Source organism: Streptomyces malaysiense, assembly GCF_000980885.2.
Taxonomy (GTDB): Bacteria; Actinomycetota; Actinomycetes; order Streptomycetales; family Streptomycetaceae; genus Streptomyces; species Streptomyces malaysiense.
Genome location: NZ_LBDA02000055.1, coordinates 61521 through 72406 on the forward strand (window position 1 = coordinate 61521; position 10886 = coordinate 72406).

9 protein-coding genes are annotated in these 10886 nt (G+C 72.9%); 6 read left to right on the plus strand and 3 right to left on the minus strand.

Annotated elements, in window-relative coordinates:
* Nucleotides 1-27: 27 nt before the first annotated feature.
* Nucleotides 28-195 (plus strand): hypothetical protein, encoded by a 168-nt coding sequence (locus VT52_RS38100; protein ID WP_167377731.1) that lies wholly within the window; start codon nt 28-30, stop codon nt 193-195.
* Between the two features lie 43 nt (nt 196-238).
* Here VT52_RS38100 and VT52_RS23475 read toward each other — a convergent pair whose 3' ends face one another.
* A complete protein-coding gene (locus tag VT52_RS23475; RefSeq protein WP_338059199.1) occupies nt 239-3268 on the minus strand; it encodes an AfsR/SARP family transcriptional regulator in 3030 nt (1009 codons plus the stop codon).
* Nucleotides 3269-3502: 234 nt separating this feature from the next.
* Between VT52_RS23475 and VT52_RS23480 the strand changes: the two genes are divergently transcribed.
* On the plus strand, nt 3503-3715 hold the full coding sequence (locus VT52_RS23480; RefSeq protein ID WP_046424501.1) for an MbtH family protein: 213 nt from the start codon (nt 3503-3505) through the stop codon (nt 3713-3715).
* A gap of 91 nt (nt 3716-3806) precedes the next feature.
* Here VT52_RS23480 and VT52_RS23485 read toward each other — a convergent pair whose 3' ends face one another.
* Nucleotides 3807-4739: an ornithine carbamoyltransferase gene (locus VT52_RS23485; protein WP_046424499.1), complete on the minus strand. Its 933-nt coding sequence runs from the start codon at nt 4737-4739 to the stop codon at nt 3807-3809.
* Between the two features lie 90 nt (nt 4740-4829).
* The gene (locus VT52_RS23490) at nt 4830-6239 is read right to left on the minus strand and encodes a helix-turn-helix domain-containing protein (RefSeq protein WP_053055603.1); all 1410 of its coding nucleotides are present in this window, start codon (nt 6237-6239) and stop codon (nt 4830-4832) included.
* A 227-nt stretch (nt 6240-6466) separates the two neighbouring features.
* On the opposite strand from VT52_RS23490, the gene VT52_RS23495 reads away from it, so the two are divergent.
* From VT52_RS23495 to VT52_RS23510, 4 genes are read left to right on the plus strand one after another with little or no spacing between them, the layout of a single operon-like run.
* Nucleotides 6467-6937 carry a cobalamin B12-binding domain-containing protein gene (locus tag VT52_RS23495; protein ID WP_240509854.1) on the plus strand — a complete coding sequence of 157 codons (471 nt, stop codon included), beginning with the start codon at nt 6467-6469 and terminating at the stop codon, nt 6935-6937.
* On the plus strand, nt 6934-8304 hold the full coding sequence (locus tag VT52_RS38105; protein ID WP_420856297.1) for a methylaspartate mutase: 1371 nt from the start codon (nt 6934-6936) through the stop codon (nt 8302-8304). The genes VT52_RS23495 and VT52_RS38105 overlap by 4 nt, the downstream gene beginning before the upstream one ends.
* Nucleotides 8305-8309: 5 nt before the next feature.
* Nucleotides 8310-9347 (plus strand): asparagine synthetase A, encoded by a 1038-nt coding sequence (locus VT52_RS38110; protein ID WP_079175213.1) that lies wholly within the window; start codon nt 8310-8312, stop codon nt 9345-9347.
* Nucleotides 9344-10627 carry a glutamate synthase-related protein gene (locus VT52_RS23510; protein ID WP_046424494.1) on the plus strand — a complete coding sequence of 428 codons (1284 nt, stop codon included), beginning with the start codon at nt 9344-9346 and terminating at the stop codon, nt 10625-10627. Before VT52_RS38110 ends, VT52_RS23510 begins: the two co-directional genes overlap by 4 nt.
* The last annotated feature ends 259 nt before the right edge of the window (nt 10628-10886 follow it).

Sequence of the window (10886 nt, forward strand, 5' to 3'; positions counted from 1 at the left end):
CCGGAGACACTTCAGGGGGCGGAAATCATGGCTCGCAAGCTCACCAACTCGATCCGGATCGTCGTGGCCGTGGTGGCGCTGGCGCTGGGCGCCGCGGCTGTCGAGGCAGGCCACACGGACGCGCAGCGGCACGGTCACCACGTGACGGCCGAGGACAAGGGCCCGACCGTCACCAACCCGGTCGTCAGCGCGTAGTTCCCGGACCGTCGGTGAGACGACGGCCGGCCGTCGACGGCGGTCAGGTGCGCCGGGCGTTCGGGGGGATGCCCATCGCCGAGAACAGTTCCTCGGCCTGCGCCGCGTGCTCGGCCGCCCATGCCTCGTCGCCCAGTGCGGCCGCCGCGTTCGCCAGGCCCGCCAGGGCGTAGGCCTCCTCGACCCGGTGGCCGACGGAGGACGCCAGTTCGTGGGCGCTGCTGTGCAGGGCGAGGGCGGACGCGTACTCCTGCTTGCGCCGCAGCACCCGGCCGATCACATTCTCCAGCTTCGCCTGGCGCAGCGGCGAGGAACCCGCCTGGGCGAGGGCCAGGGCGCGGTCCGCGAAGCCGGACGACTCATTGGGCCGGTCCAGGCGCTGGGCGATGTCGGCCGACAGCGCCAGGGTCATCGCGACATGGCCCTGGTCCATGGACTCGTCGCACAACTGGCGGGCGAGGAGCAGCGTCTCATCGGCCTGCGCGTACTCGCCGAGGCCCGTCTGCGCGAGGGCCAGGTCGGTGAGTGCCACCAACTTGCCGCCCTGCCTCCCCAGTCGCTCGGCGAGTTCCATCGCGCGCCGGGCCGCCGCCGCGGCCTCCTGGTACTTGCCCCACTGCTCGTACAGGGCGCTCAGCGCGGTGAGGCTCTCGGCCTCGGCGCGGGGCGATTCGAGTTCGCGCTCGCAGTCGATCGCCCACTGGAGGTGGGCGAGGGCCTCGGGGAAGCGGCCCAGCAGGCTCTTGTACAGGCCGAGGGTGCTCTCGGTGTGCGCCTGGGTGTGCCGGTCGCCCAGGCGGGCGGCGACGTCCCGGCCCTCCTCGGCGACCTTGACGCCTTCCTCGTAGCGGCCGAGCTTCCAGCAGGCGACGCCCAGGTTGGACAGGCTGACACCGAGCAGGTCCAGGTCGCCGAGGCGCCGGGCGGCCGTCACCGCGAGCCGGCACAGCTCCGCGAACTCCTGCAGATGGCCACGCGCGTTGAGGTGGAAGACGAGATTGCGGGCGAGGCACACCGCGTGCCGGTCGTGGCCGGACCGCTCGGCCAGGGTGACCAGGGACAGCAGCCCGGGGTGCTCGCGGGAGAACCAGACCTGTGTCCGCTTGTCGTCCGTGAAGTCGGGGAGCCGCGCCGTCGACGGCGGGATTCCGGTGGGCCGGCGCCGGCGCCCCGGGAACAGGACCTCGCAGGCCGTCTCGGTGGCCGTCAGGTAGTAGTCGAGCAGCCGCTCGACCGCGGCCTCGTCGTCCTGTGCGGTCGGCTCGCCGCGCAGGCTCCGGACGAAGCTGCGCACCAGGTCGTGCATGGTGTACAGGCCGATCTCCGGTTGCAGCACCAGGTGCACGTCGAGCAGTCGTTCCAGCGTGTCCTCGGCGATCCGGACGTCCATGCCGAGCAGGGCGGCCGCCGAGTAGACATCGATGTCCCCGCCGGGGTGCAGGGCGAGGGTCCGGAAGGCGGTCCGGGAGTCCTTGTCCAGGGCCTGGTACGACAGCCGCAGCGTCGCGGCGATGCTCCGCTCGCCCAGGCTGAGTTCGTCCAGCCGGCGGGTCTCGTCCCGCAGCCGTTCGACCAGGTACGCCAGGGTCCAGCGGGGGCGGTTGCGCAGCCGGGCCGTGGCGATGCGCAGGGCGAGCGGCAGATACCCGCACAGCCGGGCCAGTTCGGCGGCGGCCTCGGGCTCCGCGGACACCCGCTGTCTGCCGAGGATGTCCTCGATCAGGGTGGCGCTCTCCTCGGGGGACATCAGGCCGATGGAGATCCAGTCGGCTCCGTCGAGGTCCACCAGCCGGGCCCGGCTGGTGACGAGGAGGAGGCAGTCCGGCGAGGCGGGCAGCAGATGCAGGATCGTTCCGGCTTCGGTGGCGTTGTCGACGAGGAGCAGCACCCGCTTGCCCCTCAGGGTGGCCCGCCACAGGGCCGCGCGCCCGGCGTCGTCCTCGGGCAGCTGCTGTCCCGGACCGGGTACGCCCATGGTGCGCAGCAGGAAGGCGAGGGCGGCACCGGTGGTCACGGGCTGCTCGCCGGGGGTGTACCCGCGCAGGTCGATATGGATCTGGCCGTCCGGGTACGCCGCGGCGAGCCGGTGCGCGGCCCGCACCGCCAGGGTGGTCTTCCCGCTGCCGCCCATGCCGTCGATGGCGACGATCCGGGTGGCCTGCCCGTCCTCGTGACGCGCGTAGCCCAATAACTCCTGGAGTTCGCGGTCGCGGCCGGTGAAGTCGGCGAGGTCGTGCGGGAGGGTGGAGGGCGCCTTGATCTCCGGGGCGGCCGGGACGGGGACGGGGGCTTCCCAGGACTTCGGCGCGGCGGCGAGTTCGGGACTCTCCCGGAGGATCCCCTCGTGCAGTTCGGCCAGTCGGGGACCCGGGTCGATGCCGAGTTCCTCGCCGAGGAGCCGGCGGGCCTCGGCGTACTCCTCCAGGGCGGCGGCCTGGCGGCCCGACCGGTACAGCGCGAGCATCAGCTGGCCGCGCAGGGTCTCGCGCAGCGGGTTCTGGTGCACCAGCTGGCGCAGGTCCACGACGAGTTCGGCCGACTCGCCGAGGCCGAGTCTCAGGTCGAAGAGCTGCTCGGCGGCGGCCAGCCGGCGCTCCTCCAGCATGACCGAGGCGCGCTCGATGACCGGGGTGCCCTCGCCGGAGAGCAGCGGGCCGCGCCACAGGGCCAGGGTGGCCTGGAGCGCGTCGACGGCCCGTGCGGGGTCCTCGGCGGCCAGGGCTTCCTTCGCGGTGCGCAGCCGGGCGTCGAACTCGGCCAGGTCCAGCTGGGTCTCGGTGACCACGACGCGGTACCCGGGGCCCTCGGTCACCAGGGTCTCGCTGCCACCGGGTATGCGCCGGCGCAGATCGGCGACGGCTTTGCGAACCTGGTGGGGCGCGGTCGCGGGCGGGTCCTCGTCCCAGACGGCCTCGACGAGCCGGGAGACGGGCAGCATCTTGCCGGACTCCAGCAGCAGCATGAGGAGCACGCGCTCCTGGATCGCCCCGCCCAGGCGGAGTTTGGTGGTGCCCTCCCAGACCTCCAGCGCACCCAGCAGGTTGAACCTCAGTGGCCCCCCACCACCTGCCACCTTGGATCCCCTCACCGGTAGGAGTTCATGGCTCTCACTGTCCGTATGATCATATGTCGTCCGTGAAACGGGCGGTAGTGTGGTGTGGACCAAGCCCCGGTGAGCGACGAGGGCGGCAACACCGCCGCCGATCTGCCTCTCGCTCTGCCCGCACAGTGCCTGAACGGCCCCTAGCTTGGGAGCGGAGAACACAGGTGCGTGTCATGCGTCGTCGCTTCAGCGAAGGTGGGAATTGTGGCAACCAACCCTTTTGAGGACCCGGAAGGCCGTTACGTCGTGCTCGCCAACGACGAGGGCCAGCACTCCCTCTGGCCGGTCGGCATCCAGCGGCCGGCGGGCTGGACGCTGGTGCGGGACGAGGGCACGAAGCAGGAGTGCGCCGAGTACATCGAGGCCAACTGGACGGATCTGCGCCCCAGGTCGGCCGTCGCGGCCATGGGTGGCTGAGCCCGGCCGCCCATGTGCGCGGGCGCACGGACGGCGGTGGTGGAGCCGGCCCCGGGCCCGCTCCACCACCGCCGTCTTTCCGGCCGTGCGGTCAGGCGCGGTCGTCCGCCCCGGCCACGCACCACTCCAGCACCGCCATCGCGGCCGTCATCTTGTGGTGCGCCTGGCGCCAGGCCACGCTCCGCTCCCCGTCGAGGACCTCGTCGGTGACCTCCTGGCCGCGCACGGCGGGCAGGTCGTGCAGGAACACCGTGTCCGGGCCGGCGAACCGCTCGAAGAACGCCCGGTCGATCCGGAACCCCTCGAAGTCGGCCAGCCAGTCGGGGTTCGCCTTGGGAACGCCCATCGTCTGCCAGCGGCTGGTGTAGACGGCGTCCACCGGCCCGGTCACCTCGTCGGCCGACGTGACCTGCTCGACCAGCGCCTGTCCGTCGCCGAGCTTGCCGGCCAGGTCGAGGGTCTCCTGCGGCACCTCGTACCCCCGCGGGCACAGCAGGGTCAGCCGCAGCCCCGGAGTGAGCGCCGCGGCCAGCGCGAGCGCGGCACCCGAGCTGTTCCCCTCGCCCACGCACAGCACGTGCCGGCCCGCCAGACCGCCGAACCGCTCGGTGAGCGTGGCCAGGTCGGCGACGGCCTGGGTCGGATGCTCGTCCAGGGTGAGGGCGTTGACCACGGCGAGCTTCGGGTCGCTGCCCAGCCGCCGCATCTCCTCCATGTCCCCGTTGGTGCGCACGACCAGCGCGTCCAGGTACTCGCCCAGCACCCGGGCCGTGTCCTCCAGGGTTTCCCCCGTGCTGATCTGCAGTTCGTCCGGCCCGAACGTGATGACGTCCGCGCCCAGACGGCTCGCGCCGCTCCAGAACGACGTCCGGGTACGGGTCGAGGACTTGCGGAAGTAGATACCGACCCGGTGGCCGGCGAGCGGCCGTTCGCCGGTGTCACCGCGGCCGAAGACGACGGCGCGCCGGACGATGCGGTCGAGTTCCTCGGCGGTCAGGTCGGAGAGCGAGATGAGATTACGCATGGCGGGGTGTCGTCACCTTTCGTGAACTACAGGGGTCTTGAGAGGACTCGGTGGGCCCGGCCGGAGCGCGCGTGCGGCGGCGGGTGCCGGTCACGCCGCGCCGGTGGCCAGCAGGCGGGGCGCCTCGTCCTCGTCGGACCGCCGTCCGACGAGGACGAGGTCGCGTACGAGACGGAGCACCGCGAACCGGCCGGGCCCGCCCGCGCCGCCCGGCTCCGCGGGGAACTGGCGGATCAGGCCGTGCAGGAGCAGGGCGTGCACGTCCTGCGCGGCCCGCGCCGCCGGGACGCCGAGTGCCCCGGCCACGTCGTCCACCGTCCAGGAGGAGGCCGGCGGGGCCATCGCCGCCAGCAGATCGGCCTGCCGGTCGGGGAGCCCGGCGCGCACCGCGGCCAGCAGCTCACCGAGCGGGGTGGCGCCGCCGAGCGTCAGCGGGGGAGCGCCGTCGACCAGTGCGAGGGGCGACTCCCGTGCCATCTCCCGCAGTTGTTCCAGGGAGTACAGCAACAGCCATGAGGTGGCCGCCTCCAGGGCCTGCGGAATGCCGTCCAGTGCCTCGCAGATCTCCGCCACGACCGCGATGACGGAGTCGGTGAGCAGCAGGTCGGGACGCAGGTGGCTGACATACGACAGCATCAGCTCGACGGCGGGACGGCGCGCCGACAGCGAGTCACCGGGCAGCGGTGGCATCGCGGCCGGCCCGGATATCGGGGGCGGGCCCGGCGCGGGAACCGCCGGCAGCGGGGCCAGGGGCAGCAGCCGGCCGCCGGAGAGATGGTGCGGGCGCCGGGAGGTGAGCAGGATCCTGAGCCGCCGGCAGCTGTGCAGCAGGTACGTCAGGGCCGGGCTGGTGGCGGGCGTCACCTCGTGGCCGTCCAGGACCAGCAGGGTCGGCCGGTCCGCTATGAAGGACGCCAGTTCGTCGTAGCGCCCGCCCTCGGAGACCAGGGGGCGCACCCAGTTGGCCAGCGCCGTCCGTGGCCGGTGCACGGCCTGCTCCGGAGTGCGCCCGGCGCCGTCCATGGGCAGCCACAGCACGGGGATGTCGCCCCGCCGGTGCACCTGGAGGGCGGCCTCCTGGGCGAGCCGGGACTTGCCGACACCGGGCAGGCCGACGACGGTCACCAGTCGTTCCCGCTCGCCGCCGAGCAGGTCGGCCAGCGCCCGCAGTTCGAGCTCGCGGCCGAACAGGGTGTGCACCGGCATGGGCGGGCAGGCCAGCTCGGGGCTGTACACATCGTGCAGCGCCTTGCCCACCGAGGCGCTGTCGGCGGCCAGTTCGAGCGCGGCCCGGCCCGTGTCGCCGAGCCGCATGGCATCGGCGAGCAGCCGCACCGTGTCCTTGCGGGGCCGTACCACCCGTCCACGCTCCAGATCACGGATCGCCCGGATGCTGACAGTCGAGAGCCCGGCAAGCTGTTCCTGGGTGAGCCCGGCCTTCTCCCGAGCGCCGCGCAGCACGGCGCCGAACTCAGCCGACCGAGCCTGACGGTTCGTCATCGCTGTCTCCCTGGTGTTCCGGTTGCTTGCGGCAGCAGCTTCCGAGACCGCCTTACCGTTCCGTTCCTGCGGCGGTACTGCCGTCGGGAACACCGGGCGGACGGGCGGCGGCAACTGCCGCTCCGCTGCCGTCGCGGGCGCCGGTGACGCTCCGGGGGGACTCCTAGTCTCGACCGGGCGGGGAGTTCAGAACCCGCCAGCCTCCTTCTCCCGATGTCATCAATGATGTGGACGAAGAACGAATGAAGCCTGCCGAACTGGCGACTTGCGACCGCACGGCGTCACTCGAAGTAATCGTCACTGGACTGGCGTCCGATGCGCACACCTGGAATCTCGTATTCATTCAGCTGCTGCTGGAGGACCTGGGGCACAGGGTCGTCAACCTCGGCCCCTGCGTCCCCGAGGAGGAAATCGTCGAGTCCTGCGCGGATCACCAGCCCGACCTGCTGGTGATCAGCAGCGTCAACGGCCATGGCCGCCATGACGCCAAGCCGTTGATCGAGGCCCTGCGCGCCCGTCCGGACCTCGACGGACTGCCGGTCGTCATCGGCGGCAAGCTCGGGATCTCGGAGGACCAGCGGGAGGAACAGGCCCGTGAACTCGTGGCGGCCGGCTTCGACGCCGTCTTCCAGGAGGGCGCGGACCTCGCCTCTTTCGAGGCGTTCGTCGGCGCCCTGCCCAAGGAGGTGACCCGGTGACCCAGGCCGCCACGACCCGCCCCCGGGGCCCGGTGGCCGTACACGGGTCGCGCACCTCCTTCGCACGGTACGTGGCGGACGCCCAGGCCAGGGGCGTCCTCGTGGTGCAACCGCGGATGGGGTTCTCCGATCCGGCCCTGATGCGGGCCGGGCTGCGGGCGACCAGGGACGCCGCCGAGGCCGTCGTCGGCACCCTCACCATCGACAGCTACACCAGGGTGGGCGACGAACTGTCCGCGGTGCGCGCCCTCAACGAGGACCACTCCCTCAACGGCTACCCCATCAGCTCGCTCAGCCCGCACACCTCCCGCTGGGTCCTGGACGGCGTGCGCGACCCGTCGTTCCCCGTACAGGTCCGCCACGGCTCGGCCCGCCCCCAGCGCATCGTCGCCGCCCTGACGGCGCTCGGCCTGGACGCGACCGAGGGCGGCCCCGTCTCGTACTGCCTGCCCTACGGCCGCACCCCGCTGGCCGAATCCGTCCGCAACTGGCAGCAGGCCTGCGAGTTCCTCGCCTCGCTCCGCTCCACCGGCGCGGAACCCCACCTGGAGACGTTCGGCGGCTGCATGCTGGGACAGCTGTGCCCACCAGGTCTCCTGGTCGCGCTCAGCGCGCTGGAGGCGCTCTTCTTCCACCGGGCGGGCCTGCGCTCCATCTCGCTCAGCTACGCCCAGCAGACCAACTCCGAACAGGACGTCCAGGCGATCCACGCGCTGCGCCGGCTGGCGGCCGAGCTGCTGCCCGACACCGAGTGGCACATCGTCCTCTACACCTACATGGGCCTCTACCCGCGCTCCCGCGAGGGCGCGCTGGAACTGCTGGAGAGGTCGGCGGAACTCGCCGTGGAGGCCGGCGCCGCCCGGCTGATCGTCAAGACCGCCGCGGAGGCTCACCGCATCCCCACCGTCGCGGAGAACGTCGAGGCGCTGCGCGTCGCCGCGGCGGCCGCCCGCGACTCCCACCGGACCGCCGTCGCCGGCGCGCGGGCCGTGCCCGACAACCCGGTGTACACCGAGGCCCGCGCCCTGATCGACGCGGTCCTCGGCCTCGACGCCGACCTCGGCCGGGCCCTGCTGACGGCGTTCGCGCACGGGTACCTCGACGTCCCCTACTGCCTGCACCCCGACAACGCGGGCCGCTCACGCAGCTGCATCGACGAGTCCGGCCGGCTCGCCTGGTCCGAGACCGGCTCGATGCCGCTCGGCCGCGTGGCCCGGAACGCCGGCCGTCTGACGGCCCGCGGCCTCTTCGACGCCCTGTCCTTCGTGCAGAGCCGGTACGACAACCACTTCCTCGCCCCGACCGCCGCGCCGCCCCGGCGCCCGCGTCCTCTCGCCGGCCTGTCCGGCGGCACCTCCAGGAGGTAGTACCCATGACCGTGACCACCGCCGGCCCGGCCGGGCCGGCCACCCTCCAGGCCCCGCCCGCCTCGCCCACGCTGCCCGCCTCCCTCGACGCCCACCTGACCGCCGCGGAGACCCGCGCCACCCTGCGGGTCCAGAACCGGATGCTCACCGCCGTCCGCGCCTTCCTCGCCGGGCAGGGCTTCCAGGAGCTGCTGCCACCGCTCATCGGCCCGGTCACCGACCCCGGCATCCGCGGTTCGAAGCAGGTGGACGTGGACTTCTACGGCCACAGGTACAAGCTCATGACGAGCGCGATCCTCTACAAGCAGGCCACGCTCGCCGCCTTCGACAAGATCTTCTACATCGCTCCCAACGTGCGGCTGGAACCGCTGGAGACGGCGGTCACCCACCGCCACCTCGCCGAGTTCCACCAGATCGACGTGGAGATACGGGACGCCCGCCGCGAGGACGCGATGGCGCTCGCCGAGGCACTGGTCGCGCACACCGTGGCGGAGGTCCTCCGGGACATGCCCGCCGAGCTCGAACTGCTCGGCCGGGACGAGGACGCCCTGCGCGAGGCCGTCACCGGCGCCTTCGGCCGCACCAGCCACGAGGAGGCCACCGCCGGCCTCGTCGCGCTCGGGCACCCGCAGGACCCGGGCGCGGAGATCGACTGGCGGGGCGAGGAGATCCTGTCCGCCGGCTCCGGCCGCCCCTTCTTCGTCGTCGACTACCCCAAGGGCTCCCGTGGCTTCTACGACCGCGAGGACGCCCGGCGTCCGGGCGTGCTGCGCAACTTCGACCTGATCGCCCCCGAGGGCTACGGCGAGCTGGCCAGCGGCAGTGAGCGCGAGCACGACTACGCGACGCTGGTGACCCGGATGCGGGAGACCGGCGAGAACCCCGCCAAGTACGGCTGGTACCTGGACCTGGCCCGCCGGGGCATCCCGGCCAGCTCCGGCTTCGGTATCGGCCTGGAGCGCTTCACCCGGTACGTCACCGGCCGCACCGCCGTCTGGCAGGCCAGCGCCTACCCCAAGCTCCCGGGAGTGGTGTCCGCGTGAGCGCCGTACTGAGTGCCGCCGGCTTCCCCGAGGAGGAGGTGCGCCGCCGTGCCCGGCGGGGAGCCGCGGCCGCCTTCCCCGACCTGTCCGTCTACGGCACCGGCCTGGTCGGCGCCCAGCCCGCCGGGCACGACACCGGCGACCTGCTGGAGCGGACCCGGATCGTGCCGCCGGTGTTCATGCCCGAGCGGCTGGAGAAGCTGATCGAGCTGGCCCGTGAGCCGCTGTACACGGACGTCGAACTGGGCGCCGTCATCGGTGGTTTCTCCTCCCGGCTGCCGCTGTACGTCTCGGCGTTCGGCTCCACCCAGGTCGCCAGCCGCGACCTCGGCGAGGCCGCCGGGGCGCAGGCGGGACGGCTGGGCATCCCGATGGTGATCGGCGAGAACGTGGTCCCCGTCAACGGCTACCGGGGCGCCGGCGACGCCGAGGTCTCCTCGATGACGGCCCGTATCACCGCCTACACCGAGGCCGCCGCCGCGGCCGGCAACGAGCGGTACGGCGGCGTGGTCGTCCAGCAGTCCACCGAGGACGCGGACGCCGAGGTGTGGAACCTGCTCTACAGCGACCCCGTGTCCCAGCCGCTGCTGGCCGCCGGGAAGCTGGCCTTCGAGCTGAAGGTCGGCCAGGGCGCCAAGCCGGGCCTCGGCGGGCTGACGGTACTGGACCGCGAGGCGGCCGGCCGGGTCGCCGGACAGTACGCCACCCAGGAGGTGTTCGGCGCCGACGACCGTGTGCTGCGGCTGAGCAGCCCCGGCACGTTCACCGAGGAGATCCTGCGCCAGCAGATCCGGCTGATGCGCAACAACTTCCCGCGTGTGCGGGTCTGGGTGAAGCTCCACCCCGGGCGGGACGTGGCCCACGCCGCGGCCACCGCGTGGGCCTCCGGCGCGGACGCGGTCACCGTCGACGGCGCCGAGGCGGGCACCGCGTGGGCGCCGAGCGGGTTCCTGACCCAGGTCGGGCTGCCGCTCGGCGAGTGCCTGACCCGGATCGGCCGCACCGGCCGCTGCCTGCTCGCCAGCGGACGCGTCTGGGAGGGCACCCGGGCGGTCAAGGCCCTGGCGCTCGGCGCCCGAGCGGTCGGGCTCGGCCGGGCGGCCCTGCTGGCCGTGGACGAGGACGGCGACTCGGGCCTGCTGCGGCTGGCCGAGAGCATCGCGCTGGAGCTGCGGATGCTGATCAGCGCCGTCGGGAAGTACCGGGTCGAAGCCCTGTCCGCGGAGGACCTGCTGCTCCCCGTCGACGCGCGCCCACCGCTCGCCCACGTCCTGCATTAGGTCCCCCCGGATCCCGTCGGGATCGAAAGAAGGGCCCTGGCCCCGCCTCCCGCTCCTCCCGTCGGCGCCGATCGCGGTCGCGGCGGTCCGCCCCTGTTCCGCGCGCGAGCGCAGCCCGAATCCTCGAGATTGGTGTGTCGAGATGCCCCAGCAGCCGGCCGGTCAGGCCCACTCGGTCGACATCGACGAGTACAACAGCACCGCGGTGGCCCTTCCCGAGCTGCCGCTGCACGAACTGTTCTCCGCGCAGGCGGGGCGT

Excerpts from the sequence above, each read along its gene's own strand:
- VT52_RS38100 (WP_167377731.1), top strand. The coding sequence starts at position 28 with ATGGCTCGCAAGCTCACCAACTCGATCCGGATCGTCGTGGCCGTGGTG.
- VT52_RS23485 (WP_046424499.1), bottom strand. The coding sequence starts at position 4,739 with ATGCGTAATCTCATCTCGCTCTCCGACCTGACCGCCGAGGAACTCGAC.
- VT52_RS23490 (WP_053055603.1), bottom strand. The coding sequence starts at position 6,239 with ATGACGAACCGTCAGGCTCGGTCGGCTGAGTTCGGCGCCGTGCTGCGC.
- VT52_RS38110 (WP_079175213.1), top strand. The coding sequence starts at position 8,310 with ATGACCGTGACCACCGCCGGCCCGGCCGGGCCGGCCACCCTCCAGGCC.